This is a genomic window from Variovorax sp. LjRoot130 (assembly GCF_964253755.1).
Classification (GTDB): Bacteria; Pseudomonadota; Gammaproteobacteria; order Burkholderiales; family Burkholderiaceae_C; genus Variovorax.
The window spans coordinates 772,424-798,014 of the sequence record NZ_CAXURM020000002.1; the positions used below are offsets into that span (position 1 = coordinate 772,424).

Here is a 25,591-nt window from a genome sequence, read left to right on the forward strand (position 1 = left end):
GTGCATGCATGTACAAGCATCTTCTCGTTCTCATCGACGGCACACCGCTGGCCACCGTCACCCTCGATCACGCGGTGGCATACGCGAAGTCTACCGGGGCGCGGCAGACCTTTCTGCACGTGCGTGCCGAAGCGGCTGCCAGCTGCAACGGTGCCCTGCTGCACGCGATGTCGCCCGAGATGTTCACGGAGGCCGCCGCGGGCAACGCGCGCGCGGCGGTGGCCAAGGCCGAGGCGTCGGCGCGCGCCGCGAACGTCGACGGTGCCTCGATGGTGGAGACAGGGGGTCGGCCGTACGAGGTGATCCTCGACGCCGCGATCCATGCCAGCTGCGACCTAGCGCTCATGGGGCCGCGCGCACGACGCGCTCTGAAAGGCGCCATCCGCGGCTCGGTGATCGACAAGGAGCGTGCCGCATGACGACGCGCCGCGTGCGCGTTGCGCGCAAGACGCTCGAGGCGCAGGACATTTGCAGCTTCGAGCTGGTCGCAGCCGATGGTGGCGCGCTGCCGCCGTTCACCGCCGGCGCGCACATCGACGTGCGTCTTGAAGGCGGTCTGGTGCGCCAGTACTCGCTGTGCAACGATTCGCGCGAGACGCAGCGCTATCAGATCGCGGTGCTGCGCGAACCGGCTTCGCGCGGCGGATCGCGGGCGATGCATGCGTTGGAGCCGGGGAAAGAGCTGGACATCTCCGCGCCGCGGAACCACTTTGCGCTGGCGCCCGGTGCAAACCGCCACCTGCTGCTTGCCGGTGGCATCGGGATCACACCGATCCTGTGCATGGCCGAGCATCTGGGGGGAGAGGGCGCCGCGTTCGATCTGCACTATTGCACCCGCTCGGCCGACCGGACGGCTTTCGTGCAGCGCATCCACGCATCGGCGTTCGCGCAACGCGTGCAGCTGCACCACGACGAGGGGCCGGCCGCGCAGAGGATCGACATCGCCCGCGTCGTAGCGAACCCGCAGGCGGGCACGCATTTGTACGTGTGCGGACCCGCGGGCTTCATGGAGGCGGTGCTTTTGGCCGCGCGAGCCGCGGGCTGGCCCGATGCGGCGATGCATCGCGAGTACTTCGCCGGCGGCGCAACGAAGTGCGACGCCGATGACGCCTTCGAGGTGCAGATTGCGTCGTCTGGTGCGGTGATCCGCGTGGCGTCCGATCAAGCCGTGGTCGCCGCGCTGGCCGCGGCCGGCGTGCAGGTGCCGGTCTCCTGCGAGCAGGGCGTCTGCGGCACCTGCCTGACGCGCGTGATCGGCGGCACGCCCGATCACCGCGACATGTTCCTCACCGAAGAGGAGCGCGCCCGCGGCGACCAGTTCACGCCCTGCTGCTCACGCTCGAAGTCGCCGCGGCTGGTGCTGGATCTGTAGATCCGGGCGAGAGAGAGATGACGATGGCTGCTCACTACCCGAACAACGGCCCGGCGACGCAGGGCGGCGATCGACCTCGATGGTGCGGTTGGGGTGATCGCTTTTGTTGCGCCGCGTTGGCGGCCGCCGCGCTGGCCGGTTTCGCGCTGCTCGTCTGGTACGTCCGGCAGATGCCGGCGCTGCACTGAAATGACCATGTTTCGCTACTTCCCCACAAACTACGTCTGGAACCTTTCGGTCGATCTCGCCATCGAGATGGGCGCGCGCATTGGCGAGATCGAGGAAATGTGCGCCCCGCTGCACGAAGCGGCCAAGGCACCGGACGCAGCGGGCACGCAGGCCTTCCGCGAGACCTGGGTACGCATGGCCGACAAGCTGTGCATGCTGGCCGAGGAGGACCGGGTGCGCGGCCGGCTGCTCTCCGCGGGCGAGAAGTTTGCGCGCGCCTCCAGCTACCTCATCACGGCCGAGCGGCTTCAGGCGCACGACGCGCCGGGCCGGTTGGCGCTGTATCGCCGCCAGCTCGACCTCTTCGACGCGGGCGTGCGGCTGGTCGGCGAGAACTGCGAGCGCGTCGAGATCCCCTACGAAGGCAAGCACCTCGCGGCGTTGTACGTGCGCGCCGAGGGCGTGCAGGGCAGGGCGCCGATCCTGGTGCAGCTCAACGGCCTGGACTCGACCAAGGAGATGAAATACCGCGTCGGCCTGCCGGGGTGGCTGGCCCGGCGCGGCGTGTCCTCGCTCGTGGTGGACCAGCCCGGCACTGGCGAGGCGTTGCGTCTGCACGGGATGACGGCGCGCTACGACAGCGAGCACTGGGCCAGTCGCATCGTCGACTGGCTGTGGACGCGCGACGACGTCGATCCGAAGCGCATCGGCTGCGAAGGCGTGTCCCTGGGCGGCTACTACTGCCCACGCGCAGTGGCGATGGAGCCGCGTTTCGCCGCCGGCGTCTGCTGGGGCGCCAACCACGATTGGCGCGACGTGCAGAAGAAGCGCCTGCAGAAGGAAGGCGACTTTCCGGTGCCGCACTACTGGGCACACGTGTGCTGGGTCTGGGGCGCGAAGGACGTCCATGACTTCATGCGCATTGCCGAGAACGTGCACCTGGACGGAGTCGTCGAGAAGATCCGCGTTCCCTTCCTGGTCACGCACGGCGAGAAGGACACGCAGATCCCGCTGAAGTGGGCGCAGCGCACCTACGACCAGCTCGTCAACAGCCCGAAGCGTGAACTCAAGGTCTTCACTGATCGAGAAGGCGGCGCGCAGCACGCGAGCTTCGACAACAGCATCAACGCCGGCCACTACATCGCCGACTGGGTGGCCGAGACCCTCGGCGGCCGCATCGCAGCCACGGCCGGCTGATCCCTCAACCAGCAAGCAAGGACTCTCATGAACATCATCGGACTGGAAACACTCGTCTTCGCCGTCGACGATCTGGCGAATGGCGCGCAGTACCTCCGCGACTATGGCCTGGCCGACGCCGGTGGCGGCCGCTTCGAGGCGATGGACGGCACCGCGATCGTCATCATCGACGAGAAGGACCCGACGCTGCCGGCGCCGCCGGCACCTGGCTGCCGCCTGCGCCGCACCGTGATGGGCGTTGCCAGTCGCGCCGACCTCGACGCGATCGCCGCCGAACTGAAGCGCGACCGCGAGGTGCGCGAGCGGCCCGACGGCTCGATCGAGTCGATTGATGACGAAGGATTCGCGATCGCCTTCCAGGTCAGCATGCGCCGTTCGTTCGAGAGAGCCGGCGAGATCGCAAACGCGCCGGGTTCGCCGTTCAGGCGGCCGGCCAACCAGCTCGGCGTCGACGCCGATGCGCCGCAGATCAAGCCGCGCACGCTCTCTCACGTCGTCTATTTCGTCGTCGACGCGGCAAAGGCCGAAGCCTTCTACGTCGAACGCCTCGGCTTCCGCTGCACTGATCGCTTCACCGGCGTCGGCCCGTTCCTGCAGCCTGCCGGCACGCTCGATCACCACACCCACTTCTTCATCGAGGCGCCTGCGTTCATGAAGGGCTGCGAGCACTTCACCTTCCACTTCGCCGGCCCGGGCGAGATGCTGCAGAACGGCTGGCGATTCGTCGCCAAGGGCTACCAGCCGTTCTGGGGCCCGGGGCGGCACCAGCTGGGCTCGAACTGGTTCTGGTACTTCAACAGCCCATTCGGTTGCCACATGGAGATGGACGCCGACATGGACCTGCACGATGCGACCTGGACGCCGCGCGAGATGGCGATGGGTGCCGACAACTCGCAGGCCTTCCTGCTCGGCTACCGCAAGAAGTGGTCGCCGGGGCCGGGCACGACGGAGGACGGCGACTATGCCTGAGGCCGGTGACCGTACGCCGCCGCCACGGCGGCTGTGCCATCTCGCCGAGTTGCCCGACGGCGGCGCGCGCGGCTTCGATCCGCTGGATCGCGGGCGCCACACCGTGTTCGCCGTGCGACGCGGCGACACGGTGCGCGTATGGGCCGACCGCTGCCCGCACCACGGCACGCCGCTGCCGTGGCGCAAGGATGCCTACCTCAACGCGGCCGGCGACCGTATTGTCTGCGCCGCGCATGGCGCGCTGTTCGAGATCGACAGCGGCCTGTGCGTCCACGGCCCGTGCCTCGGCGATCGGCTGTGGCCGATACCGTTCGCGCTCACCGATCAGGGCGAGCTGCTGCTGGTCGCAGCCGCCATGCAAAGCAACATCACCACTTCAGGAGACTCGGCATGACCCTTGCAGCCCAACACATCCTCATCGTCGGCGGAGGCTTTTCCGGCATGTCGGCCGCGATCGAGCTGCGCAAGCTCGGCGCCGAGGTTGACCTCGTCGAGATCGACCCAGGCTGGCGCAACTACGGCGCCGGTATCAGCCTGGGCGGCGCGACGCTGCGCGCGTTCCGCCAGCTCGGCATCCTCGACGCCTTCCTCGAGCACGGCGCCGCGCACGACGGCGTCTCGCTGCGGCTGCCCAATGGGGCGCAGGTCGCCGAGCTGCCGACGCCGCGCATCGCAGGCCCCGACGTGCCAGGAGGCGGCGCTATCATGCGACCGGTGCTCGGCCGGCTGCTGGCCGACGCGACACGTGCCGCCGGCACCACGGTGCGCCTGGGCTGTACCTTCACTTCCATCGAGCAGGATGCCGAAGGCGTGGAGCTGAGCTTCACCGACGGACAGCGCCGCCGCTATGACCTCGTCATCGGAGCCGACGGCCTGTATTCGAAGTTGCGCGAGACCCTCGTCCCCGACGCGCCCAAGCCGCGCTACACCGGCCAGGCCTGTTGGCGCGCCGTGGTGCCGCGTCCGCCGGAAATCCGCAACGCGACCATGTGGATCGGTCCGCAGGTCAAGCCGGGCGTCAACCCGGTGTCGAAGACCGAGATGTACCTCTTCCTTCTCGAGCCGCGGCCGGTCAACGAGCATGTCGATCCGGCGACCTTTGTCGATCAGTTGCGCGGCCTGCTCGCCGACTTTCCCGCGCCGGAGCTGCAGGCGATTCGCGCAGGACTCGGGCCGACATCTCAGGTCGTGTTCCGCCCGCTCGAAGCGCTGCTGATGCCGCGACCATGGTCCAAGGGCCGCATCGTACTGATCGGTGACACCGTGCATGCGACCACGCCGCACCTGGCGTCGGGTGCCTGCATCGGCATCGAGGATGCACTCGTGCTGGCCGAGGAGGTCGGACGGCACGACCGTGTCGAAGCCGCGCTGTCGGCGTTCGAGGCACGGCGCTGGGAGCGTTGCCGAATGGTCGTCGAGAACTCGGCCCGCCTCGGCGAGATCGAGATCGACGGCGGCGACAAAGAGGAGCACACCGGGATCATGCGCAACTCGCTGATGGCGCTGGCGCAGCCGATATGAAAACCACGGCCCCTGTGCCGCAGGAGAAGACGATGATCAAGACCGATTCGACCCGCGGCCGCATTGGGCTGATGGTGGCGCACTGCGCCGGCATGCTGGACACCGTGGCATTGCCCGTCTGGGTGGGCACGCTGGTGGCGGCGTACCACTTCGACCCGCAGCAGGCGGGCCTGCTGGTCACGCTCTTTCTCGGCGGCGTCGTGGTGGCCAGCGTGCTGCTCGCGCCGCGCTTCAACCGCCTGTCGGGCCGTGCGGTTTCGACGTTGGGCTTCCTCGCGTGCGCGCTCGGTTTCGGCGCGGCGTCGTTGACGACCGACTTCGTGATGCTCGCGCTCGTTCACGCGCTGTGCGGCGCGGCGACCGGCGCGGCGCTGAGCGTCACGCACGGCACGATTGCGCTGAGCGCGCGACCGCACCGGCTGTTCGCGATCGTCAACACCGCGCTCGGTATCGCCGCCGTCTTCTATCTCGGCATCACGCCCCAGATTGTCGCGAAGGCGGGCGGCCCGGCGCTGTTCCTCGTGTTCGGCGCCGTGATGGCGCTGGCCGCACTGGTCAGCCTCTTTGCATTCCCGTCCGCCGAGACCGCACCGGCGGCTGCCGCTGTCGCCGGCGCGCCGACGATGCAGGCGCCGGCGCGCTTCGGGCGCGCGGTGTGGTTCGGCATCGCGGGCATCGCGCTGGTGACGGTCACGCAGGCGATGGTCTTCAGCTTCGTCGAGCGCGTCGGCAACGCGCGCGGCTTCGGTGCCGAGGCGGTCGCCGGTGTGCTGATCGCGCTGGGCTTCGTCAACCTGCTGCCAGCCCCGCTCGCCGCGCTGCTGGAGCGGCGGCTGCCGGCGCGCCTCGTGCTGGTGAGCGCGCCGGTCGTGCAGGCGGCGCTGGCCGTGACGGTGATGAACACCACCGCCTTCTTCGCCTATGGCGCCGCGGCGTCGGTCATTGTCGCGGTCGCGATCTTTTCGCACACCTTCGCATTCGGCCTGCTCGCGCGGCTGGAGCCCACGGGCCGCGCGCTGTCGGCCACGCCAGCCATGCTGATGACAGGCGCGGCGATCGGGCCGGTGCTCGGAGGCACGCTGATCAAGTTCTTCGGCTACGGCAGTCTCGGCATCGCCGCGATCGTGCTGTGCTGCGGCGCGGTGCTGTGCTACTCGCGCCTGCCACGCCAGAGCGCTGCCGCGCCGAGGCCCACGCCTGCGCCGGCGCAGGCCTGAACTCTTCCTTCATTCAGGTCCCCTCGCCATGAAGATTCGGCGCCGTTTCGTCGACCTGTCGATCTACCTCGAGAACGACGTGCTGTCGGATCCGCCGCCGCTGGCGCCGAAGATCACCTACCAGAAGCATGACACACTGCCCGAGTTCATCGCGATGCTGCCCGGCACGAAGCCTGAGGACTATCCGGACGGCGAGGCCGCGGCCGCCGAGTGGGTGACGCTGGCCACGCACAACGGCACCCACCTCGATGCGCCGTACCACTTTCATTCGACGCAGGATGCGAAGCTTGGCGGCAGTCGGCCATCGATCACGATCGATCAGGTGCCACTCGAGTGGTGTTTCCAGCGCGGCGTGAAGCTCGACTTCCGCGACTTCCCCAACGGCTACGTCGCGACCGCGGCCGACGTCGAGGCCGAGCTGAAGCGCGTCGGCCACGTGCTGGAGCCGCTGGACATCGTCGTCGTCAACACCCGCGCCGGCTCGCGCTACGGCCACAAGGACTACGTGTCCTCGGGCTGCGGCATGGGCTACGAGGCGACGATGTTCCTGCTCGAGCGCGGCGTGCGGCTCACCGGCACTGACGCGTGGAGTTGGGATGCGCCGTTCCCCTACACCGCGAAGAAGGTCGCCGAGACCGGCAACAAGGCGCTGATCTGGGAAGGGCACAAGGCGGGCCGCGACATCGGCTACTGCCACCTCGAAAAGCTGCACAACCTCGAGGCGCTGCCGCCACACGGCTTCACGATCAGCTGCTTCCCGCACAAGATCCGCGGCGCGAGCGCCGGATGGACTCGCGCGGTCGCCATCTTCGAAGAGTGACCAGGGCTGACCTGCGTTCACGAAGCGTCTCCCATCTCACATCTCTCCAGGAGTCCACCATGAGCTTTCCCCCGATCCACCGCGTCGTCACCGGCCACGATGCCGAAGGCAAGGCGATCGTCACCAGCAATGGCCCGCTGCCCACCGTGATCGAGCTTCAGGCCATCCCCGGCACCGTCTTCCATGAGGTGTGGGAGACGCACGCCACGCCGGCGCCTTTGACCAACGCGGCGGACCCCACCACCGGTCCGTTGAAGCTGCCGCCGCCCAAGCTCGGCACGCGCATTCGCTTCGTCGACATCCCGCCGGACACCAAAGAGTTCCTGGCGCAAGGCGCCGCGCAGATGAAGGATGCCTTCACGCAGGCGGGTGACGTGGCCGCCTCCACCGTCAAGCGCGACTCGCCGCACCCCCTGATGCATCGCACCGAGTCGATCGACTACGGCGTGGTGATCGAAGGCGAGATGACGCTGGTGCTCGACGATTCCGAGGTGTCGCTCAAGGCGGGAAGCGTCGTGATTCAGCGCGGCACCAACCACGCGTGGGCCAACCGCTCGGGCCGGCCCTGCCGGATGCTTTTCGTGCTGATCGACGGCGCCTACGAGCCGTCGATTGCGACTGCGCTGGCCGGGCGCTGAGCCGCTGCGAAAGAGCAATCACGATGAAGTTCGCCACACTGAAAGACGGCTCGCTCGATGGGCGCCTGGTCGTCGTCTCGCAGGACCTGAAGCATGCCGTCGCCGCGCCGAGGGTCGCGCCCAGCCTGCTCGACGCACTGCAGCGCTGGGACGCCGTGCGCCGGGCATTGCAGGATCTTTCCGATGCGCTGAACGCGGGCGTCGTCGACGGCGTGTTTCCTTTCGACCCCGCCGCGTGCGCTGCGCCGCTGCCGCGCAGCCCGCAATGGCTGGACGGCTCGGCCTTCCTCAACCATGGCCGGCTGATGGAGCGCGCCTTCAACACGCCGCCCATCCCCGACTTCGAGAACGTGCCGGTGATGTATCAGGGCGCGAGCGACGACTTCCTCGGCCCCATGGACGACGTGCCGCTGCCTGACGAAGCGCACGGCATCGACTTCGAAGGCGAGTTCGGCGTGGTCTGCGGCCCGGTGCCGATGGGCGTCACGCCCGAGGCGGCCCTGCAATGCATCCGCCTCATCGTGCAGGCCAATGACTGGAGCCTGCGTGTGCTGGGCCCGCGCGAGATGAAGACGGGTTTCGGCTTCCTGCAGGCCAAGCCATCGACCGCTTTCGCCCCCATCGCGATCACGCCCGACGAACTGGGCGACGCCTGGAACGGTGGGCGCGTGTGCATGCCGCTGCACGTGCAGTGGAACGGTGAACGCTTCGGCGAACCTTCGGGCGGCGAGATGAACTTCGACTTCGGCCAGCTCGTCGCGCATGCCGCGCGCACGCGCAAGCTCACCGCCGGCACGATCCTGGGCTCGGGCACGGTTTCCAACGTCGCGCGCACGGCCGGATCGGCGTGCATCGCGGAACGTCGCGTGATCGAGAAGCTGGACGTGGGCGAGATCCTCACCGGCTTCATGAAGTTCGGCGACCGCCTGCGCATGCAGGCGCGCTTCGCCGATGGGCGCGAGGGGCCGTTCGGCGTCATTGACCAGCGTGTCGTGCGCGCGCAGGAGCAATGACTATGCACGTGCTGATCACCGGTGCGAACGGCTTTGTCGGCCGAGCCCTCGGCGCGCGCCTGCTCGCCGACGGCACGCTGCAGGGGCGCCGCATCGAGCGCCTGAGCGCGCTCGATCTCGATTTCGGTGACGCGCCGTCTGCGCAAGGCGTCCTGCGCCGCCATGCCGGCGACCTGGCCGATCCGGCGTGGCTGACGTCCGTGCTGGCAGCCTGGCCAGTGGACGTGGTGTTCCACCTCGCCAGCATCCCGGGCGGCAGCGCCGAGGCCAACTACGCGCTGGCCCGCCGCGTGAATCTGAATGCGACGATCGACCTGCTGGAACGCGGGCAGGCGCAAGCGGCGGCCGGTGGCCCGGCGCCGGTGTTCGTGTTCGCGAGCACGATCGCGGTGTTCGGCGCCATGCCGCCCCTGGTGACTGACGACGCCCTGCCGCGGCCGGCAATGACCTACGGCGCACAGAAGCTGGTGGGCGAGATCCTGATCGACGACTTCAGCCGCCGCGGCTGGATCGATGGGCGCTCGTTGCGCATCCCCGGCGTGCTCGCGCGGCCGCCGGCACGGACCGGCCAGCTCTCGGCCTTTCTCAGCGACATCATCCGCGAGCTTGCTGCCGGCCGGCCCTTCACATGCCCGATGTCGGCCGAAGCCACGACCTGGGCTTCGTCGCTGCCCAACGTGGTGTCGAACCTGCTTCACGCTGCGGCGCCGTCGCTGCCGGGGCTGGAGAGCCGGCGCACGTTCACGCTGCCGACGTCGCGGTTCTCGATGCGCCAGCTCGTCACGGCGATCGGCGAGGTCCGCGGAGCGGCTGTGCACCCGTTGGTCACCTACCAGCCTGAGCCGCACATCGAGGCCTTGTTCGGGTCGTTCGGCGAGCTGCGCACCGACGCCGCGCTGGCCGCCGGCTTCGAGCGCGATGCGAGTCTGGCCGACCTGGTCAGGCTGGCGTTGCAGGGCGACGCCAGCGGCGTCTGACAACACTCCCAACTTCTCGAGGTACCAATCCATGAAAGCTGCTCGTCTCCACTCGTACGGCGATGTCGATCAATTCGTGATCGATGAAGTGCCCATTCCCAAGCCGGGTGCCGGCGAGGTTCTGATCAAGATCGAAGCCTCTGCGGTCAACCCCTTCGACCTGATGGTCCGCCAGGGCTTCATGGCCCAGTTCATTCCCCTGGACCTTCCGGCCGTGCTGGGTGGCGACGCTGCCGGTGTCGTGATGGACAAGGGAAGTGACGTGAGCGGCTTCTCGGTCGGTGATCGGGTGATCGCCGACTTCGCCACCAACGGCAAGGGGGCCTATGCCGAACTCGGGGTCGTACCCATCACGGCCGTTGCCAAGCTTCCGGCCAATCTCAGCTTCGAGCAGGGCGCCACCCTGCCTAAAGCCGGACTGACCGGACGTCAGACGGTCGATGCGTTGGGCGTGCGCGCGGGTGCCCGTGTGCTGATTTCCGGGGGCCTCGGTGCGGTCGGTCGCGCCGCGATCCAGTATCTTCAGGAGATCGGCGCCAAGCCGGTGGCCGGCGTCCGGCCCGAACGGATCGAAGAAGCGCGCCAGCTGGCGGGTGACGCGCTCGACATCACCGCGCCGCCAGCCGGCGCCACGTTCGACTACGCCATCAGCGCGGCGGCCCCGATGGCGACGCACCTCATCCAGCACGTGCGGGACGGAGGTCAAGTGGCCAGCATCGTTCCGGTGCCAGAGGGCGCGAACGCGGGCAATCGCGTGCGCATTCAGGAGCTCTACCACCGCGCCGATGCGGCCACGCTCGAAGCCGTGGCCAACGCCGCTGCGCGTGGCGCATTGATGATCCCCATCGCCAAGACGTTCCGGCTGGAGCAAGTCGGCGCTGCCCACGCGGCGGTGGCCGCCGGTAGCCGTGGCAAGGTCGTGCTGAAGCACTGAAATGAACAGCGCCTGCACGCCTATCCCCTATAAGCGTGCACGGCATGCCTGCGAGCCAGACGCCGCTCACCGTCTAGCGCTGGCCGAGCTCGCCCAGCGCGCGCGTGCCGGCGGGGGGTGTTCAACGTCGTGACTGGCAATAGCCCCCGCCCTCGACGGCACGCTGACTTCGCACCCCGCTCGTGCGCAAGATCACGCTCACGGGCTCGACCGAAGTGCGACGCTTGCTCCTCGGTCAGGTCTTCGCCGGTGAGGTCGTCCTTGCCTTCGGTCTTCGGCGGATTGAACTTGACGTGGTAGATGCGTCCCGATGCCGGGTGCGAGCGACGGCCGCTCATGCGTTCGATGATGTCGGCGAAAGGCACGTCGATCTCGAGCACGTAGTCGATCTTGACGCCATGATGGTTCCGCCGACCGCTGCGCATCAAGGTGTTAGGCGCCGGTTCCGCACGCTACCTTGAACCCGCTGTTCACCACACTTTGAATTTTCGGGCGGGTTTTTCACCATTGATTGAATTTTCCGGTTGCCAGGCCGCATGACCTGGTCGTGGGTTGGCTGGCGCTGCCGACGACCGCCTTCCGGCAATCATGATGTCCGCTGGCGGGCTGGAATGGGCCCAAAGCGGCTGTTCAAGATGTGGGTCCGATCGCCGCGAAGCGGTCACTGGACTGACGACATTTTGGTGTGCTGTCACTGCAGCTTGCGTTTCGTGTTACGCCAAGCGAGGTCGCGACCTGTGCAAGTACCCTCGCGGAGCGTGGTGTCAATATCATCTCGGGTCCCACTGACCAACCATGGGGCCATCGAACACTGTTCTTCCGAGATCCTGACGGCAATGTCTTGGAGATCTATGCTGAGATTTAGCCTGTGCACAGGAAAGCCAAGCACGGTGCTGTAGAACTCCCGCATCGCTGGCAGGCGAGCAAAGATCACGGTGTAGTCGAGAATCGGCAGCTTTGGATCCATGATTGAGTTCTACTGGTCTCTGGTGCGGCCTAACACGCCCGGTATCGGCGAGCCCGAAGGTCATCGGCTGCAGGCCTTAGACCGAAGTTCCCCGAAGCGACGAACGAGATTCCCTTGTGACTCAAGCACTTGCTTGAGTTGGCGAGGAAGTTTTCTGTCTACGGTTTGATGTTTTGCACGAGCGCGAGGGCGCGCAGGTGCAGCGGCTGCGCGTTGGTGAGGAGCTCGAAGGTGGGCGCCTCGGGCCCGGCCTGTGGGGTTCGGCAGGTGTTGCGCACGATGGTGGCGAGCTCGGCCATGAGGGTGGAGAAGCTGTGCACGGGGGTGCCGTCGTCCAGTGTGTGACGGGCCGCCTTGTCCAGCGCCGCCTTGGAGCGCGTGGCCGGCGCCACGGGATCGCGCGTAGCCTTGGCTTGCTGCTCGGTGTCGGCAAACATCAACTCGCGCCAGGCCTCGCGCATGTGCCACTCGACGTAGTAGGCGAGCATGCACAGGAAGATGTGTGCGCGCACCCGATCGGCGGTGCGGTGGTGGATCGGGCGCACCTTCAGGTCGATCGTCTTGAGCGAGCGGAACGCGCGCTCAACGTTGGCCAGTGACTTGTAGTTGCGCACGCAGTCGGCCGAGTCCATCTGTGTGGGCGGCACCGACGTGCGGATGATGTAAATGCCGTCCAGCGCCGCCTCGGCAGCGATGGCGTCGCGCTTGCGCGCGAAGGTGAAGGTGGTGTCGCCGATCGCCAGCTCGAAGTGCTTGGCGACCTTGTACTGGTTGACGACCTTGCCCACGCGCAAGCCGATCTCATCCTTCCCAGCGAGCTTGCCCGCGTCCACGCGGGCCTTGATCTTCTGCAGGTTGGCCTCGGTGGCCGCGAGCAGTTCCTCGCGCTTGTGCGTGCGCAGCTTGGCCAGTTCCAGATTGCGGCACGCCACCAGGCGCTCGCCCGGGTAGTCCGGCGAGCTCAGTTCGAGCAGATTGCGCTCGTCGAACAGGTCGAGTTGCAGTTGCCCCTGCTCCACGAGCGCGCGGATCGACACGCTCTTGAGCGCCGTGATCCAGGCGATGCCGTCGCTCTCGCGCATCTCGTCAATGGCCTTGTTCGAGATCATGCCGCGGTCGCCCACCATCACCAGCTGCTCGACGCCGAAGTCTTCGCGCAGTCGCTTGAGCTCGGGCAGCAAGGTCAGGCTGTCAGCGACATTGCCCTCATGCACCGACACGGCCACCGGGCAGCCGCGCGCATCGGTGAGCAAGCCGTAGTTGACCTGCAGCAACCCCTTCTTGCCGTCGCGGCTGTAGCCGAGCTTGGCCAGCGGACAACAGCTACCCTCGAAGTAGCTCGAGGACAGGTCGTACAGCACCAGGGCGCCAGCGCTCAGATGGCGCGAGGCCAGCTTCTTCTGGATGCGATCCTGGCGTTCGAGCAGCCAGTCCATCGCCGCATACAGATCGTCCTCGTCGGCTTCTGCCACGCCGAAGTCCTCGGCCAGCGTGGTGGTGTGCCACCAGCGCGTGGTGGCCAGCTTGGTGTGGGGCGCTGCGATGCGCGCGGCCACCATCGCCAGTACCAGCTCGCGTTCGCGGCAGGGCTTGGAGGCAAGCAGCGAGGCCATCTCCAGGCTGGCCATCGCGGCGCCTGCCGCCTGCACATGGCCATGGGGACGCGAGTGCGTGATCTCGAACGCGCAAGCCACGGGCACGAAGGTCTCGCCCTGCAGCGAGCGCCGAATGATCTCGATGAGTTCATCGGGCAGGTGCGACAGATTGCCCAGGGTCTCGTTCTTGACCTTGCCGTCCTCGCGATAGCTGCGACGCAGCAGGTGGGTGCGATAGACCTGGTCCTTGTAGGTGCGCGTCGTAGTGACGACGTGAGCGGTACCGGTGCGGGCTGCCATGTAGAGAAATCTAGTCGATGAATGTGAAATTTGCAAGTCACTTTAGTGACTACATGTATCGCCCAAAAAAATCCTCCACGGAGGAGGATTCATCAGCGGCGACAAGTACTTGCCGCCGTTGGAGTGACTACAGAGGGCGGGGAACTTCGGCTTAGATCGACAGCCCCGGTTCCAGTTAAATCCTCTATTGGCTGTTCGTTGAGGCCTTGGCCCTGACCGCGTAGACCTGCATCGCGGCGGCGCGGCCACGCAGTTGCTGGAGGCCGAGGTCCTCGAGCGCGCAGCCCTCGAGATCCTCGAGCCGCTCCAGCGCGTCGCCCGAGACCAGGAACTGGCGCTCGAGGTCTCGCGTCGCCTGTTCGATGCGTGACGTGGTGTTCACCACGTCACCGTGGTACACGATCGCGCGCCGACTGCCTCCCACTTCGCCGGTGATGACCGGGCCGCCATGCAGCGCAGCGCGAAGCCGCGGCACCGCGCCGAACTCGCGCTCGAACTCCGGCGCAGCCCGCGCGAGCGCCTGTTCGATCGCGAAGTAGCAGGCGACCGGTCGAGCGCCCTCGCGCCCTTCGGCCACCGCCCAGGTGATCACGATCTCGTCGCCGACGTATTGATAGACCTCGCCTAGGTGGTCATCGATCAGGTCCGAGGCGAGCCGGAAGACCTCGCCGAGAAAGCGATGGACCGCGTCGGGGCCAATCCGCTCGGCGAGCGGCGTCGAGCCGACGATGTCGACGAACAGGAAGAACCGCTCCTCCGTGCGCGGGCGGTGGTAGCGGCCCAACACGATGTCGCGCAAGGTCTGCTCGCCGACCAGGCGGCCCATTTGCAGCAAAAAAATGCCGGCACCTAGGATCAGGAACGCAAGCGCAACCGATGGCGCCCTCGGAGTCGCGATCTTCACGGAGATCGCCGCTGCGAGCTCGGGGTTGGGCAATATGGCAGCGATGGCGCCGGCGAGCTGCCAGCCTGGTCTGGCTCCGATAACGAGCACGATGACGGCGCCATAGACAAGCAACTTCATCGCGAAGCTGACGAGGAACGGCGCCCGTTCGAGCGTGTGACCGAGCCGCGTCGGCGGAAGGAAGATTTCGGCGCCGAAAATCGCGCCGGCCAGCAGCACGCCGTGGGTGGCGCCCGCCAAGGCACCGAAGCTTGCGCCGAAGAGCGGCGCGTCGGGGAACCCGTAGCCGCTCGTGCTCCCGACCACCGCGCCGATCACGGCACCCCAGCGGAGCGCACGGCGAAGGAGGTCGACCCGGCGTCTTGCGCCCGCCCGCATCGTCGTCGGCATGTCAGGAAGCGATCGAGACCATGGAGCGGTGTTCGAGTAGGAACCTCATCGGTTGTTGAAAATCAGCTCCGGCCACGCTCGCGGTTGGCGTCAGCGGTCGAACGTCGTGACGGAGCGAGCCGTGTCAAGTAATGTACGTCCAGATCAACCATGGGGGCGAGGAAGAGCAGCGTCGTCTCGATGCCGGTACAACCAGCCCAGGTGCGCGAGCAGGGTGTGCGACAGCTGCGTCGCCGCGAACACGAACACGAGGTGGAAGAAGAGCTCGATGCCTGTGAGTCGTGCATGCGCAAGATGGGGTGGCTTCCGTCGCGGTGCGCACAACCACCGCGTTCGTGCGGCGACCGTCACAATCGCGGTAGATCTCGAAGACTTCTTGGACAGTCGCGCCTAGCTGATACGCCGTATTGCCGCCCGTCACCAGCGGCAGCTGATGGCCGCAAGCCGCTGATGCTAGCCGCCTTCCCCAACGCCGACCGCGCGGCGCAGGTTTGTCTAGACTCGGCACCGCCGATTCCACGAAGAAGAGGTCCTCCGCGATGCCCGTGACGTTGTCGGCAATGCCGATGACGAAGTCGCGGCCGAAAGCAGAGTGCAGCGTGCCTAGGAAAACAGTAATGCGCTCGACGTCGGCAAACCATCTATCGGGCTCTTGCCCGACGTCAGGAAGCGCGAGGTTGAGGCCGAGGTCCCACGACGGCAGGTCCCCGGCACGAAGGCCATCGTCTGTGCCTCGCCGGTTGACTACGAGTGGAGCAGCGACCCGCCAGTCGCCTTCCCTAGCAAAGGCGTCCAAGCGTTTTTCCAAAGAATCGGCGATTTCGTGGAGGTCGGCGCCATCAACGTAGGCGAACAGCGTGTGTTTGGACATAGAGGTGAATGTCATCATTTGTCTGTCTCCTTCAGTTGATATGCCCCTTGACGGCGAGGGCTGCCGTCGGGCCGCGCGGCCTCGATGCATGTCCTCAGCACCTTGCTGTCGCCGAGTTGGTTGGCCAGCAAGAGTACGAGCTTGGCATTGACGAGCTGTGACTCATGGTCCGACAAGCCGGCATGGGCGTCGAGCAAGTGTTCGTAGAAGCCATCCGGGTCCAGGATGCTCGGTTGGGTATTCATGCGACAAGCTCTTCATGCAAGCCCAGGGCGCGCTCCACCGCCGGCAGCGGATCGTCCTCCATGCACTGTGCCACGGCGGCCAGGTATGCGTCCGGGCGCAGCAAGGCCCAGGGGCAGGCTGCCGGAACGCCGCACGCGAGGCGCAGCTGATCTTCGACTTGGTGCACACGATCCTGCGCCGGGACCGGTCCGGTCGTGCCCGGCACGTCCACACATCGTACCGGCCGCCCTGCCAGCCGATCGCGCAGCCGGGCACGGTCCCGCGGTCCACCAAACATCAGCAGAACAAGCCTCGCGTCGGCTCGCAGCAGATCGTTGAGCAGGCCGTGGCTGCCGTCGCCCAGCGTCACCGCCACGTTCTGGACAGAACGGCCACCACCGGCGCTGCACGCACTGGAGCGCGTGTACGCGTTGGCCACCGCCATGCGCCCGGTGTTGACGAACGGGCGCGCGAACGGATGCTGGCGTGCCAGTTCCAGTACAGCGGTGCGCAACAGCCGCTCGATGCCGTCGCGCGGACGCATGAAGCGCGCCGTGCGGTCGGTAACGCGGATGTTCTCGCGTGCCGCCTCGTGGCGTTCTTCGTGGTAGCTGTCGAGCAGCGCCGGCCGCGCATCCCCCTTGAGCACCGCGGCCAGCTTCCAGGCCAGGTTGTCGGCGTCAGCGATGCCGCTGTTGCCGCCGCGCGCGCCGAAGGGGCTGACCACCTTGGCCGCGTCGCCGATGAAGAACAGCCTGCCGTGGCGCATCGCGTCCACACACTCGCTGCGGTAGGCATAGGGGCCAACCCAGATCACCTCCACCGCGCGCTCGGGGCCGAAGTGCTGCGCCAGCCGCTCACGCACAGCGTCTTCCCGGCCGACGGCCCGGGGATCCGCATCGGGCGCCATCTGGTAGTCGATGCGCCAGACGCCATCGGCCATCAGGTGCTGCCAGACCGCGCGCCCATCGTTGAAGGGGGCCTCCACCCAGGTATGGCGCTCCAGGGGCGGCGGATCAGTGAAGCGCACGTCGGCGATGCACCAGCGATCGTCCCCTTTCTTGCTCGTGACGGAGGCCCCGGCCCAGTCGCGAAACAGGCTGCGCGAGCCGGTAGCGTCGATGACGTAGCTGGCCTCCAGCTGGTAGTTGCCCGCCGGCGTCTCGACCGTCAGGCGCGCGCCCTCCGGCCCCTGCTCGAAAGCCGTAACCCGGTTGCGCCAGCGCAGATCGACCCTGCCCAGTTCGTGCAGGCGCTCGACCAGGTAGCCTTCGATGTAGAACTGCTGGATGTTGATGAAAGGCGGCTGGTTGGAGATCTCGAAGCCGCTCTGGCGCTGCAGGTCGAAGGCGTATACCTCGTCGTCGCCGCAGTAGGTGCGGCCTACGCTCCACTCCACGCCCTTGCGCGCGATGCGCTCGTAGATGCCCAGGCGCTGGTAGATCTCCAGGGATTTCTGCGTGTAGCAGATGCCGCGCGAGGACGCGCCTTTGACGCCGACGGTGTTGTCCTCGTCAAGCAGTACCGCCGCAATGCCTAGCCGTGCGAGGCAGCAGGCCAGCGTCAGGCCGGCCAGTCCACCGCCGACGATCGCGATGTCATGCCGCGGGCTGCGTGCGCCGGTCAGCTCGGGTGGCGGAGCGAACGGATATTCCGGCAGCGTGTAGCCGCTGCCCTCCGTGAATTCATAGCCGTTGGGGTACGCGCACGGCGCGTAGGGTGTGCCTGTCGGATTCATGATGTGATGTGATCGCTCGTCAGGTCAGGCCAGGGCATTCCAGAGCTCCCTGTCCTTTTCGTTAGTCCAGATCTGCGGATGCTCGATGCCGCGCAGTTCGTCCCAGGCGCGCGCGACGTCGAAGGGCATTACGTGGCGATACACCGGCCAGTGGCCGAAACGCGGCGTGAGCTGCTGGTCGGCCAGGAGGTAGCAGCCCTTGAGGTCCAGCCCTTGAGCGAGTCCCTGGCGCACGATGGTCAGTAGCGTGACGAGGAAGTCCTTGTGAGTGTCGATCGCGTCGCTGATCTCCTTGAGCGTGCGCATCGGGCTGCCGCGCCCCGGAACGAGCACCTTGGGACGGAAGGCCCGCAGACGCTCCAGGGTCTGCAGCCATTCGGTCAAATAGGCGTCGCCGCAATAGATGCCGCAGCGGTTCTCGATGAGGTCGCCGCCGAACATGACGCCAGCGCCCGGCACCCAGCAGACTGCGTCGCCGGCGGAGTGCCCCTTGCCCAGATGCATGAGCCGCACCTCGTGGTTGCCCAGGTCCATTACTAGCTCTTCCTTGAAGCCGATGTGCGGCCTGGTCAGGCCAGGGATGTCCGACACGTCGGGAAACAGCCTCGGCATGCGCGCGCGCTCGGATTCGTAGTCGGCGAGCCCGCGCTCGGCTATCAGGTCGCGCGTTCCTTGGCTGGTGATGATGGTCGCGCCTTCGAAGGCGGACGCGCCCATCACGCGCACCGCGTGGTAGTGCGTGAGGAACACATAGCGCACCGGCTTGTCGGTGATCTTGCGCAGCTCGGCGAGCCAGCGCCGGGCCAGGGTCGGCGTGGCGGTCGTGTCGACAGCCAGCACGCAGTCGCGGCCGACAACGAATCCGCAGTTCGGGTCCGAGTTGCTGATGTAGCCGTAGACATCGGAGCCGAGTTCCACGACTTGCGGGCGTTGCTCGGCGGTATCGGCGGTAGAAGCGAAGGGTGTGCTCATGGCAATGGTTCTTGCGAATGGGGTTGGGTGGATGGATTTCAGGTGGTTCAGTAGGGGAGTGCCGGTGTGACCATGCCCCGGCACTCGCCGAAGCCAATGGGCACGAAGCCGGGCGCGCAAGCGCGCGCCGTGAACACGATCTCGTCGCCATCCTCCAGCCAGCCGCGCTGCTGGCCGTCCGGCAGGGTCAAGGGCAGGGCGCCAGCGCTCGTCAGCTCCGTCATGCAGGCCCGGCTGTTGTCGTCCGGGCCCGAGATGGTCCCGGTGCCGACGAGATCGCCGGTCTCGAGCTGGCAGCCGTTGCTGCTGTGATGGGCGATCAGTTGGCCGGGCGTCCAGTACAGGTGGTGCAGGTGCGTTCGGGTGACGACTGCGGGGCCCATGCCGGATTCGCGCATGCGGCGCGTGGACAGGCTGGCTTGCAGCGCGATGCTCCAGCTGCCCAGTTCGTGATCGAGCGCCGAGTCGAGGTAGGGCAGGAGCGGCGGATGCGCCGGCGCGCGCAAGGGCGCTGCCACCCGGAACGGCTCGAGCGCTTCGCGTGTCACGATCCACGGCGAAATCGAGGTGATGAAATTCTTGCCGAGGAAGGGCCCGAGCATCTGCTCCCACCACTGCACGCTCTTGGAGGACCAGTCGTTGAGCAGGCAGGTACCGAAGATGTGCTCGCGGGCCTCGTCCAGGCGGATCGGGACGCCGCGGTCGTTGCCCCTGCCTACGAACAGACCCATCTCGAGCTCGAAATCCAGCGCCTGCACCGGCCCGAACACAACGCGGCCGTCGCCGCCTTTCCATTGGCCATGGGGCCGCTGCACCGGTGTGCCGCTCGTCACGATGGTCGACGCGCGGCCATGGTAGGCCACCGGCACCCAGCGGTACGCTTCCGGCACTGGAACGGCCAGGCCCTTGAGTCGCCCGTTACGTTCCGTGTGATGTTCCGAGGCCAGGAAGTCGGTGTAGCCGCGAATGGGGCAGGGCAAGTGCATGGTGACCTGCGCCGCCGGCCGCAGGATGGCATCGGCATGGCGTCTTGCCTGCGTGCCCGGCACCCCCTCGTCGCACAGCAGGTCCGACAATGCGGCACGCAGCGCGGACATCGCAGACGCAGGCCCGGCCATTAGCGCCGGCAATCCCCTGCTGGTTGCCGCCTGCGCGGCGTCGGCGGCCAGACCCGTCAGCAACCCGCGTGCCTGCACCTCGCACAGGTCGAGAACGCTGTCACCAATGGCGACCCCCACGCGGGGCACGCCGCCGGAAGTGGCGAAGCTGCCGAAAGGCAGGTTCTGCAGTGGAAAGTCGTTGTCCGGCGCGTTGGCCGATTCGACCCAACTGCGGCGCAGCGGATCGTGCGTGCGGTCGATCTGCTTCATGCCTGCTTCTCCCGCGTCCAATCCTCCAGCTGGGCGTGGGCCTCCCGTTCGTATCGCGCAAGCTGGGCCGGTGTTGCCGTCACGGCCGTCAGTTCCAGCCGCAGCCCGTTCGGATCGAAGAAGTAGATCGACTGCACGAAGCCGTGGTCCGTAGGGCCCAGCACCTCGATGCCGTGGGCCTGCAGGCGCGCCTTCATCGCCTGCAGGGCTTGCAGCGAATCGAGGCGCAATGCGATGTGCTGGACCCAGGCAGGCGTATTGGGCGAGGGCTGCGCCGCCGTGCCATCGCCCAGATCGAAGAAGGCGAAGCAAGAGCCGTCCGTGAACCGGAAGAACAAGTGCACGTAGGGGCACAGTTCGCCCGTGCTCGGCACGGTGTCCGATCGGATGACGTGGGCCAGCGGCAGCCCGAGCAGGTCTTCGTAGAAGTGTCGGGTCTCTTCGGCGTCGCGGCAGCGCGCGGCGTAATGGTGCAGTCCATGGATGGCTGGGCAGTGGCTCATGTGCGGAGGGTCCTGTGCGAACTGGTGTGTCGCTGGCGCAGAAGTGTCGGCGTCCTCTGCGCGTGCGTCTGCCCCCTTGCAATGGGGACAGCGCCGCCGATCAAGTCGTCAGGCAGTCTCAGCCTGCCTGTGCGCGGCATGGCTGATGCCGTGCTTGGGGCGAAATCGCTCTATGCCTCGTGCCACTGCGCGACCAGCGCGCGCTGGTTGGGCAGCCCGAGCTTGGCCAGCGCGCGCTTCTTGTAGGTGATCACGCTGCTCGGCTCAATGTCGCAGGCTCTGGCGATGTCCTTGGCGGCAAGGCCCCCGACGATGCCAGCGCAGACTTGCCGTTCGCGCAGGCTGAGTGTCGGGAAACGCTCGGCCAGTCGTTCTTCCAGCGCTGCCGGCGCGCAGCCGTGAGCCTGCGGCTGCGCGGCCGCAAGATCGACGTGTCGGCCGACGAGCGCCATGAGCACGTCGGCACTCGAAGTGAAACGCCGGAGTTCGCCGGGTCCGAAGCATCCGTGCACCGCGCGGCGGTACGCACTGAAGAGGAACAGCCGCCCGCCGACGGCACCGAGGACCGAGATCCGGTCGACCAGTTGCGGCTGCTCGTAGCACACGGCACGGTACCAGGCGTGCGGGATCTGGTTCCAGGCTTGCTGGCACGCCACCGTGCCCGAGCCTGCGCGATGGGCCTGCACCAGCTGGTTCAAGCCCGGATCGCTCTGCCAGTAATCCGTGGCATAGCGGACACCGGCGCGCTGCGCGAAGCTGCCGCCGAGTTCGGCGACCGCCGACGAGAGCCGGTAATGCGGCCTGCAATCCCCGTCGATGGAGAAGGCCGACACCAAGTCGGCACCGACGACGGCACCGACGACTTCGAGCAGGGCATCCGCGAACGCCGGCCGGCCCAGCGCGAGGATCGGCCTGACAAGCAGGCCGGCAAGCTGGGCGCCGTCATCGGCATGTGCATTGCTGCTGAGGATCATGGGCTCGTCCCTTCGTCCTCCCATGATAGAGGGCTACATGTCCCCAGCGGAAGGGGACAGACACGGCAGCTGCCGCCGAGGACACTGGGCGCCCCGAAGGAGACACCCCATGAACCGTACCCGTTTGAGCCGCCGCGACCTCCTGGCTTGGACAGCCTGCGCCGTCGCCGCCGAAACCGCGCCCGTCCTGGCACAGGACAACAAGCTGATCGAATGGGTGGTCGGCGCCGCGCCGGGCGGTGGCTCGGACGTGGTGGCCCGCACTTTTGCCGAGCCGATGGCCAAGAGCCTCGGCCGGCAGATCGTGGTGGTCAACAAACCGGGCGCGGGCACCAATTTGGCGGCCGACTACGTCGCCAAGGCGCGCGACGTGGAACACGTGCTGCTGACGGCCGATTTCGCCGCCCTCGCGGTGAACCCGTGGCTGTACAGCAAGCTGCCATACAACGCCCAGAAGGACCTGGCGAACGTCGGCATGCTGGTGCGCTTTCCGCTGGTCGTCGTCGTGTCCACGCAGCACCCGGCCCGCACCTTCCCGGACCTGCTGTCGTGGATCCGGTCGCAGGGCGGGCCCGTGGCCTTCGCCTCCCCCGGTGCCGGCACGCCCCACCATCTCGTCACCGAGCAGCTGCTGCGCAGCCTGGGCGTGCAGGCGACGCATGTGCCGTACCGCGGCGCGGCGCCGGCGGTGCAAGATGTCGTCGGCGGCCTAGTGCCTTTCATGCTGGTGGATTCGGCCAGCGGCATGCCGATGATCAGCGGCGGCAAGCTGCGCGCGCTGGCCGTCTCAACCGCCGCGCGGATGAAGACCTTGCCGGACGTGCCCACGCTGCAGGAACAAGGCCTCAAGGGCTTCGAAGGGTTCGCGTGGCAGGGGCTGGCCGTGCCCATGGCCGCCCCCAAGTCCCACGTGGCCCGCGTGAGCAGCGCGCTGCTGGAGGCTTTCAACAACACCCTGGTCGAGGCGCGCCTGCAGGCCTTGGGCGTGGAGCCCTTGCCCGGCACGCCGGCCGAGATGGACCGTTTCGTCAAGGCCGAGCGCGAGCGCTGGGGCGCCGTGGTCCGCGACCTGCAACTCAAGCTGGACTGAGGCATGAAGACACCTTTGATCCTGGTTTCCGGAATGCTGTGCGACGCGACCGTCTGGGAGCCGACCGCGGCGCTGCTGCACGACGCGGCAGACATTCGTGTCATGACTTTGGGCAGCATCGATTCCGTTGGAGCGATGGCCGACAAGGTGCTGGCCACGGCGCCTGCGCAGTTCGCCCTCGCGGGGCATTCGCTCGGGGGACGTGTGGCATTGGAAGTGGTTCGCCGCGCGCCGCAGCGCGTGCGCCTGCTCGGCCTGTTCGGCACTGCCTACAAGGCACGCGCGCCGGGCGAAGCAGGGCAGTCTGAGATTGCAACGCGGGAAGCGATGGTCGCGCGCGCCGAAGCCGAGGGGCTGGTCGCCTTCGCCCCACAGTGGGTGGCCCGCATGGTGCACCCGCGCTGGGCGGCCGAGGCCGGCAAGCTGCAGCCGCTGACCGCCATGGTTGCCCGCCAATCACTCGAAGCCGTGCGCGCGCAGGTGCGCATGGGCCTGTCCCGGCCCGACTTTTCGTCGCTGTTGCCGGGCATCGCCTGTCCCACGCTGGTGCTGGCGGCCAGGGGCGATGCGGCGATGCCTCTGCCGCCGCACGAGGAAATGGCTGCGGCCATTCCCGCCGCGCATCTGGCCGTTGTCGAAGATTCGGGGCACCTGATGACCTTCGAGCAGCCGCAAGCATGTGCCGCGGCGATCCATCCCTGGTTGGCCGGATTTTCCCGGATTGCAACCTGACCGCACTTCCATGCCGCACATCATCATTGAGGCCACGGCGTCGGCCACTTCCCTCGTCGATCCGCAGACGCTGACCCGTACCTTGCACGAAGCCGCCTGTGGGATCGACGGCTATCCGAAACCCGGCGTGCGCACCCGCTTGCACGTGCTGGAGCACTTCCGCCTCGCGGACGGCAGCCCCGGCGCGGGCTTCGTGCACGTCAATATCCGTATTGGCACGGGCTTCTCCACCGAGGCGCGTCGCGCCTCGGCCGCGGCGCTCGCGAACGAACTCTCCGCGCTTTTCGCTCCTCATCTCGCCAACACGCCGATCGCGCTGTCCGTCGAAGTGACCGAACTCGACGTCACCACCCGCGTGAACCGCAGCAACGTCGCTCAGGTCTTGGCCGCGCGGACGGCTGGTGCTTGATCGATGGGCGTCGTCTTCCTCGGCATCATGAGCCATGCACCCGGGCTGACCGGGCGCATCGGGCAAGCGCCCGCAGCGGACCGCGAGGCGGTCTTCGAAGGATTCGCGCAAATGCGTGCCCGGTTGGAAGCCGCCCGCCCCGATCTGCTGGTGGTGGTCGCCGCCGAGCACTTCGCCAATTTCTTCATGGACAACATGCCCGCCTATGCATTGGGCATGGCCGATCGCTATGAAGGACCGATCGAGGACGAGCAGTGGCTGCGCATACCGCGTACCGTGGTACCCGGCAACGCGGCCGCATCCCGCGCAATCATCCAGCACCTGATCCACGAGGTGGACCTGGCGTATTGCGAGGAGTGGAAGTTCGACCACGGAATCATGGTGCCCCTGCACTACCTCACGCCTGACTACGACGTCCCGATCGTGCCGGTCAACATCAACTGCCAGCAGCCGCCGTTCACGCCGCTGGCGCGCGCCTGGGCTTTCGGGCAGGCCCTGCGGCGCGCCGGCGACGCGCTGCCGCAGCGCGTGGCCTTGCTGGGGACGGGCGGCATCTCGCACTGGCCTGGTTCCACGCAAATGGGGCGCATCAACGAGGACTTCGACCGGGAGTTTCTGCGGCGCTGGACCTGCAACGACCGCGATGCGCTCCTCGCCTATGCGGACGAGGAAGTGCTGCGCGAAGCTGGCCATGGCGGCATCGAGATCAGGACACTCGTGGCCATCGCGGCTGCTGCGGGTGGCGGCAGTCCTGGTGAACTTCTCTTCTATCACGGCACCCCGGCGTTCTCGATCGGCTCCTGCGCGGCGGTGATGCCGGTGCTGCCCACCGGGCCCGCGCGTGCGTTTTCTCGGGAGGGGGGCCATGTCGCTGTACCAGATCCAGAAGCTCCTGTATGACCTGAACAGGACTGCTTCCCTGCAGGAGCGGTTCAGAGCCGACAGGCAGGCGGTGCTGCAGGATCGCGCGCTGACCGAGGAGGAACGCGATGCCTTCGCGCGCGCCGACCTGGGCCTGCTCTACGTGCTGGGCGCCCATCCTTCGCTGCTGATTCACTTCGCCGGGATCGTGGGTGTCCCGCTGGTCGAGCACCGCCGACACCTGATCGACGGGCTGGAGCGCTACGGTCCAGTGCGGGAGGGCATCCTGGCGCCGCCCGGATGAGACGGTGCGCGACCATGCGCGAGACGCTGGCCGACATCGCAAGCGGCGAGCTGCGGCTGTCCGGTTCCGGCGTGAGCTTCGAGGAGTACAAGAACCTGGTCGGCCTGCCCACGTGGTCCCGGATCGAGGATCACTATGTTTGACGAAGAAGAAAAGGAGCGCATATGCTGTTCGTGATTCATGCGCTCGACCGGCCAGGTGCGCTGCCGGTGCGGCTGGCGAACTACGACGCCCACAAGGCCTATCTCACCGCCATTGAGGGCGAGGGCGTGAAGACCTTGATGTCCGGGCCGTTGGTGGAGGACGACGGGCAGACCATGAAGGGATCGCTGTTCGTTGTCGACGTGGCCGACCGCGCGGCCGCGGAGTCCTACCATAACGACGACCCGTTCTTCACGGCCGGTGTCTGGCAGCAGGCGACCATCACTGCCTATGTCAAACGTGTCGGCTAGAACAACAGTGCGGCGAACGGAAGCAGGTCTATCTCCCAGTCAATGTGGCTAATCGGAACGCAGATCTCTCACTGCATACTCTGTGGGAGTACGGCAAGGCATCTCTAT

Annotated in this window: 30 protein-coding genes and 1 pseudogene; 21 read left to right on the forward strand and 10 right to left on the reverse strand. The window is 67.2% G+C overall.

Features of this window, described 5'->3' with window-relative positions; all coding sequences use genetic code 11:
- The first annotated feature begins 8 nt into the window (after positions 1-8).
- From ACSQ86_RS33470 to ACSQ86_RS33530, 13 genes are read left to right on the forward strand one after another with little or no spacing between them, the layout of a single operon-like run.
- Positions 9-419, forward strand: a complete 411-nt coding sequence (locus tag ACSQ86_RS33470; RefSeq protein ID WP_436306922.1) for a universal stress protein — start codon at positions 9-11, stop codon at positions 417-419.
- Entirely contained in the window at positions 416-1,372 is a 957-nt protein-coding gene (locus ACSQ86_RS33475) for a PDR/VanB family oxidoreductase (RefSeq protein WP_436310577.1), read from the forward strand. The genes ACSQ86_RS33470 and ACSQ86_RS33475 overlap by 4 nt, the downstream gene beginning before the upstream one ends.
- Before the next feature lie 17 nt (positions 1,373-1,389).
- On the forward strand, positions 1,390-1,560 hold the full coding sequence (locus tag ACSQ86_RS33480; RefSeq protein ID WP_436310578.1) for a hypothetical protein: 171 nt from the start codon (positions 1,390-1,392) through the stop codon (positions 1,558-1,560).
- A 7-nt stretch (positions 1,561-1,567) separates the two neighbouring features.
- On the forward strand, positions 1,568-2,737 hold the full coding sequence (locus ACSQ86_RS33485; protein WP_436310579.1) for an alpha/beta hydrolase family protein: 1,170 nt from the start codon (positions 1,568-1,570) through the stop codon (positions 2,735-2,737).
- Positions 2,738-2,764: 27 nt separating this feature from the next.
- Positions 2,765-3,706 carry a VOC family protein gene (locus tag ACSQ86_RS33490; protein ID WP_436306919.1) on the forward strand — a complete coding sequence of 314 codons (942 nt, stop codon included), beginning with the start codon at positions 2,765-2,767 and terminating at the stop codon, positions 3,704-3,706.
- The gene (locus tag ACSQ86_RS33495) at positions 3,699-4,100 is read left to right on the forward strand and encodes a Rieske (2Fe-2S) protein (protein ID WP_436306918.1); all 402 of its coding nucleotides are present in this window, start codon (positions 3,699-3,701) and stop codon (positions 4,098-4,100) included. Before ACSQ86_RS33490 ends, ACSQ86_RS33495 begins: the two co-directional genes overlap by 8 nt.
- Complete coding sequence (locus tag ACSQ86_RS33500) at positions 4,097-5,227, forward strand: FAD-dependent oxidoreductase (RefSeq protein ID WP_436310580.1); 1,131 nt, start codon at positions 4,097-4,099, stop codon at positions 5,225-5,227. Before ACSQ86_RS33495 ends, ACSQ86_RS33500 begins: the two co-directional genes overlap by 4 nt.
- Positions 5,224-6,444 carry an MFS transporter gene (locus ACSQ86_RS33505; RefSeq protein ID WP_436310581.1) on the forward strand — a complete coding sequence of 407 codons (1,221 nt, stop codon included), beginning with the start codon at positions 5,224-5,226 and terminating at the stop codon, positions 6,442-6,444. The genes ACSQ86_RS33500 and ACSQ86_RS33505 overlap by 4 nt, the downstream gene beginning before the upstream one ends.
- 28 nt (positions 6,445-6,472) lie before the next feature.
- A complete protein-coding gene (locus ACSQ86_RS33510; RefSeq protein WP_436306915.1) occupies positions 6,473-7,264 on the forward strand; it encodes a cyclase family protein in 792 nt (263 codons plus the stop codon).
- Between the two features lie 59 nt (positions 7,265-7,323).
- The gene (locus ACSQ86_RS33515) at positions 7,324-7,902 is read left to right on the forward strand and encodes a cupin domain-containing protein (RefSeq protein WP_436297656.1); all 579 of its coding nucleotides are present in this window, start codon (positions 7,324-7,326) and stop codon (positions 7,900-7,902) included.
- A 23-nt stretch (positions 7,903-7,925) separates the two neighbouring features.
- Positions 7,926-8,915 carry a fumarylacetoacetate hydrolase family protein gene (locus ACSQ86_RS33520; RefSeq protein WP_436310582.1) on the forward strand — a complete coding sequence of 330 codons (990 nt, stop codon included), beginning with the start codon at positions 7,926-7,928 and terminating at the stop codon, positions 8,913-8,915.
- A gap of 2 nt (positions 8,916-8,917) precedes the next feature.
- A complete protein-coding gene (locus ACSQ86_RS33525) occupies positions 8,918-9,892 on the forward strand; it encodes an NAD-dependent epimerase/dehydratase family protein (protein WP_436297658.1) in 975 nt (324 codons plus the stop codon).
- Positions 9,893-9,923: 31 nt separating this feature from the next.
- Entirely contained in the window at positions 9,924-10,826 is a 903-nt protein-coding gene (locus ACSQ86_RS33530; RefSeq protein WP_436306912.1) for an NADP-dependent oxidoreductase, read from the forward strand.
- A 235-nt stretch (positions 10,827-11,061) separates the two neighbouring features.
- Here the strand turns inward: ACSQ86_RS33530 and ACSQ86_RS33535 are convergent.
- Positions 11,062-11,224: pseudogene (locus tag ACSQ86_RS33535) on the reverse strand (adenylate kinase); the annotation flags it as partial.
- 287 nt (positions 11,225-11,511) lie between these two features.
- Between ACSQ86_RS33535 and ACSQ86_RS33540 the strand changes: the two are divergent.
- On the forward strand, positions 11,512-11,691 hold the full coding sequence (locus ACSQ86_RS33540; protein WP_436293118.1) for a VOC family protein: 180 nt from the start codon (positions 11,512-11,514) through the stop codon (positions 11,689-11,691).
- Positions 11,692-11,951: 260 nt separating this feature from the next.
- Here the strand turns inward: ACSQ86_RS33540 and ACSQ86_RS33545 are convergent, their stop codons facing one another.
- From ACSQ86_RS33545 to ACSQ86_RS33585, 9 genes are all read right to left on the reverse strand, one after another.
- The gene (locus ACSQ86_RS33545) at positions 11,952-13,688 is read right to left on the reverse strand and encodes an IS1634 family transposase (RefSeq protein WP_436310583.1); all 1,737 of its coding nucleotides are present in this window, start codon (positions 13,686-13,688) and stop codon (positions 11,952-11,954) included.
- A gap of 184 nt (positions 13,689-13,872) precedes the next feature.
- On the reverse strand, positions 13,873-14,982 hold the full coding sequence (locus ACSQ86_RS33550) for an adenylate/guanylate cyclase domain-containing protein (RefSeq protein WP_436310584.1): 1,110 nt from the start codon (positions 14,980-14,982) through the stop codon (positions 13,873-13,875).
- Between the two features lie 124 nt (positions 14,983-15,106).
- Entirely contained in the window at positions 15,107-15,871 is a 765-nt protein-coding gene (locus ACSQ86_RS33555) for a hypothetical protein (RefSeq protein ID WP_436310585.1), read from the reverse strand.
- Positions 15,868-16,098 (reverse strand): DUF2783 domain-containing protein, encoded by a 231-nt coding sequence (locus tag ACSQ86_RS33560; protein WP_436310586.1) that lies wholly within the window; start codon positions 16,096-16,098, stop codon positions 15,868-15,870. Before ACSQ86_RS33560 ends, ACSQ86_RS33555 begins: the two co-directional genes overlap by 4 nt.
- The gene (locus tag ACSQ86_RS33565) at positions 16,095-17,816 is read right to left on the reverse strand and encodes an FAD-dependent oxidoreductase (protein WP_436310587.1); all 1,722 of its coding nucleotides are present in this window, start codon (positions 17,814-17,816) and stop codon (positions 16,095-16,097) included. The genes ACSQ86_RS33560 and ACSQ86_RS33565 overlap by 4 nt, the downstream gene beginning before the upstream one ends.
- A gap of 24 nt (positions 17,817-17,840) precedes the next feature.
- Positions 17,841-18,788, reverse strand: a complete 948-nt coding sequence (locus ACSQ86_RS33570) for an MBL fold metallo-hydrolase (protein WP_436310588.1) — start codon at positions 18,786-18,788, stop codon at positions 17,841-17,843.
- A gap of 47 nt (positions 18,789-18,835) precedes the next feature.
- On the reverse strand, positions 18,836-20,158 hold the full coding sequence (gene fahA / locus ACSQ86_RS33575; RefSeq protein ID WP_436297667.1) for a fumarylacetoacetase: 1,323 nt from the start codon (positions 20,156-20,158) through the stop codon (positions 18,836-18,838).
- A complete protein-coding gene (locus ACSQ86_RS33580; RefSeq protein WP_436297668.1) occupies positions 20,155-20,661 on the reverse strand; it encodes a VOC family protein in 507 nt (168 codons plus the stop codon). Before ACSQ86_RS33580 ends, fahA begins: the two co-directional genes overlap by 4 nt.
- Before the next feature lie 170 nt (positions 20,662-20,831).
- The gene (locus ACSQ86_RS33585; RefSeq protein WP_436297669.1) at positions 20,832-21,635 is read right to left on the reverse strand and encodes a helix-turn-helix transcriptional regulator; all 804 of its coding nucleotides are present in this window, start codon (positions 21,633-21,635) and stop codon (positions 20,832-20,834) included.
- Positions 21,636-21,744: 109 nt separating this feature from the next.
- Between ACSQ86_RS33585 and ACSQ86_RS33590 the strand changes: the two genes are divergently transcribed.
- Genes ACSQ86_RS33590 through ACSQ86_RS33620 form a run of 7 tightly spaced genes read left to right on the forward strand, consistent with a single transcriptional unit; the run spans position 21,745 to position 25,483 of the window.
- Complete coding sequence (locus tag ACSQ86_RS33590) at positions 21,745-22,725, forward strand: Bug family tripartite tricarboxylate transporter substrate binding protein (protein ID WP_436306896.1); 981 nt, start codon at positions 21,745-21,747, stop codon at positions 22,723-22,725.
- Positions 22,726-22,728: 3 nt separating this feature from the next.
- Positions 22,729-23,457 (forward strand): alpha/beta fold hydrolase, encoded by a 729-nt coding sequence (locus ACSQ86_RS33595; protein WP_436306895.1) that lies wholly within the window; start codon positions 22,729-22,731, stop codon positions 23,455-23,457.
- Positions 23,458-23,467: 10 nt separating this feature from the next.
- Entirely contained in the window at positions 23,468-23,866 is a 399-nt protein-coding gene (locus ACSQ86_RS33600) for a 5-carboxymethyl-2-hydroxymuconate Delta-isomerase (RefSeq protein ID WP_436310589.1), read from the forward strand.
- A 3-nt stretch (positions 23,867-23,869) separates the two neighbouring features.
- Positions 23,870-24,766 (forward strand): extradiol ring-cleavage dioxygenase, encoded by an 897-nt coding sequence (locus ACSQ86_RS33605; protein ID WP_436310590.1) that lies wholly within the window; start codon positions 23,870-23,872, stop codon positions 24,764-24,766.
- A complete protein-coding gene (locus ACSQ86_RS33610; RefSeq protein WP_436297674.1) occupies positions 24,732-25,031 on the forward strand; it encodes an aromatic ring-opening dioxygenase subunit LigA in 300 nt (99 codons plus the stop codon). The genes ACSQ86_RS33605 and ACSQ86_RS33610 overlap by 35 nt, the downstream gene beginning before the upstream one ends.
- A gap of 14 nt (positions 25,032-25,045) precedes the next feature.
- On the forward strand, positions 25,046-25,174 hold the full coding sequence (locus ACSQ86_RS33615; RefSeq protein ID WP_436297675.1) for a hypothetical protein: 129 nt from the start codon (positions 25,046-25,048) through the stop codon (positions 25,172-25,174).
- A gap of 21 nt (positions 25,175-25,195) precedes the next feature.
- Entirely contained in the window at positions 25,196-25,483 is a 288-nt protein-coding gene (locus ACSQ86_RS33620; protein ID WP_436297676.1) for a YciI family protein, read from the forward strand.
- Positions 25,484-25,591 lie beyond the last annotated feature (108 nt).

Excerpts from the sequence above, each read along its gene's own strand:
- ACSQ86_RS33505 (WP_436310581.1), top strand. The coding sequence starts at position 5,224 with ATGAAAACCACGGCCCCTGTGCCGCAGGAGAAGACGATGATCAAGACC.
- ACSQ86_RS33620 (WP_436297676.1), top strand. The coding sequence starts at position 25,196 with ATGCTGTTCGTGATTCATGCGCTCGACCGGCCAGGTGCGCTGCCGGTG.
- ACSQ86_RS33510 (WP_436306915.1), top strand. The coding sequence starts at position 6,473 with ATGAAGATTCGGCGCCGTTTCGTCGACCTGTCGATCTACCTCGAGAAC.
- ACSQ86_RS33530 (WP_436306912.1), top strand. The coding sequence starts at position 9,924 with ATGAAAGCTGCTCGTCTCCACTCGTACGGCGATGTCGATCAATTCGTG.
- ACSQ86_RS33480 (WP_436310578.1), top strand. The coding sequence starts at position 1,390 with ATGACGATGGCTGCTCACTACCCGAACAACGGCCCGGCGACGCAGGGC.
- ACSQ86_RS33515 (WP_436297656.1), top strand. The coding sequence starts at position 7,324 with ATGAGCTTTCCCCCGATCCACCGCGTCGTCACCGGCCACGATGCCGAA.
- ACSQ86_RS33520 (WP_436310582.1), top strand. The coding sequence starts at position 7,926 with ATGAAGTTCGCCACACTGAAAGACGGCTCGCTCGATGGGCGCCTGGTC.
- ACSQ86_RS33565 (WP_436310587.1), bottom strand. The coding sequence starts at position 17,816 with ATGAATCCGACAGGCACACCCTACGCGCCGTGCGCGTACCCCAACGGC.
- ACSQ86_RS33555 (WP_436310585.1), bottom strand. The coding sequence starts at position 15,871 with ATGATGACATTCACCTCTATGTCCAAACACACGCTGTTCGCCTACGTT.
- ACSQ86_RS33610 (WP_436297674.1), top strand. The coding sequence starts at position 24,732 with ATGTCGCTGTACCAGATCCAGAAGCTCCTGTATGACCTGAACAGGACT.
- ACSQ86_RS33500 (WP_436310580.1), top strand. The coding sequence starts at position 4,097 with ATGACCCTTGCAGCCCAACACATCCTCATCGTCGGCGGAGGCTTTTCC.
- ACSQ86_RS33595 (WP_436306895.1), top strand. The coding sequence starts at position 22,729 with ATGAAGACACCTTTGATCCTGGTTTCCGGAATGCTGTGCGACGCGACC.
- ACSQ86_RS33605 (WP_436310590.1), top strand. The coding sequence starts at position 23,870 with ATGGGCGTCGTCTTCCTCGGCATCATGAGCCATGCACCCGGGCTGACC.
- ACSQ86_RS33615 (WP_436297675.1), top strand. The coding sequence starts at position 25,046 with ATGCGCGAGACGCTGGCCGACATCGCAAGCGGCGAGCTGCGGCTGTCC.
- ACSQ86_RS33470 (WP_436306922.1), top strand. The coding sequence starts at position 9 with ATGTACAAGCATCTTCTCGTTCTCATCGACGGCACACCGCTGGCCACC.
- fahA (WP_436297667.1), bottom strand. The coding sequence starts at position 20,158 with ATGAAGCAGATCGACCGCACGCACGATCCGCTGCGCCGCAGTTGGGTC.
- ACSQ86_RS33475 (WP_436310577.1), top strand. The coding sequence starts at position 416 with ATGACGACGCGCCGCGTGCGCGTTGCGCGCAAGACGCTCGAGGCGCAG.
- ACSQ86_RS33560 (WP_436310586.1), bottom strand. The coding sequence starts at position 16,098 with ATGAATACCCAACCGAGCATCCTGGACCCGGATGGCTTCTACGAACAC.
- ACSQ86_RS33545 (WP_436310583.1), bottom strand. The coding sequence starts at position 13,688 with ATGGCAGCCCGCACCGGTACCGCTCACGTCGTCACTACGACGCGCACC.
- ACSQ86_RS33570 (WP_436310588.1), bottom strand. The coding sequence starts at position 18,788 with ATGAGCACACCCTTCGCTTCTACCGCCGATACCGCCGAGCAACGCCCG.
- ACSQ86_RS33495 (WP_436306918.1), top strand. The coding sequence starts at position 3,699 with ATGCCTGAGGCCGGTGACCGTACGCCGCCGCCACGGCGGCTGTGCCAT.
- ACSQ86_RS33550 (WP_436310584.1), bottom strand. The coding sequence starts at position 14,982 with ATGCCGACGACGATGCGGGCGGGCGCAAGACGCCGGGTCGACCTCCTT.
- ACSQ86_RS33585 (WP_436297669.1), bottom strand. The coding sequence starts at position 21,635 with ATGATCCTCAGCAGCAATGCACATGCCGATGACGGCGCCCAGCTTGCC.
- ACSQ86_RS33525 (WP_436297658.1), top strand. The coding sequence starts at position 8,918 with ATGCACGTGCTGATCACCGGTGCGAACGGCTTTGTCGGCCGAGCCCTC.
- ACSQ86_RS33590 (WP_436306896.1), top strand. The coding sequence starts at position 21,745 with ATGAACCGTACCCGTTTGAGCCGCCGCGACCTCCTGGCTTGGACAGCC.
- ACSQ86_RS33600 (WP_436310589.1), top strand. The coding sequence starts at position 23,468 with ATGCCGCACATCATCATTGAGGCCACGGCGTCGGCCACTTCCCTCGTC.
- ACSQ86_RS33490 (WP_436306919.1), top strand. The coding sequence starts at position 2,765 with ATGAACATCATCGGACTGGAAACACTCGTCTTCGCCGTCGACGATCTG.
- ACSQ86_RS33485 (WP_436310579.1), top strand. The coding sequence starts at position 1,568 with ATGTTTCGCTACTTCCCCACAAACTACGTCTGGAACCTTTCGGTCGAT.
- ACSQ86_RS33580 (WP_436297668.1), bottom strand. The coding sequence starts at position 20,661 with ATGAGCCACTGCCCAGCCATCCATGGACTGCACCATTACGCCGCGCGC.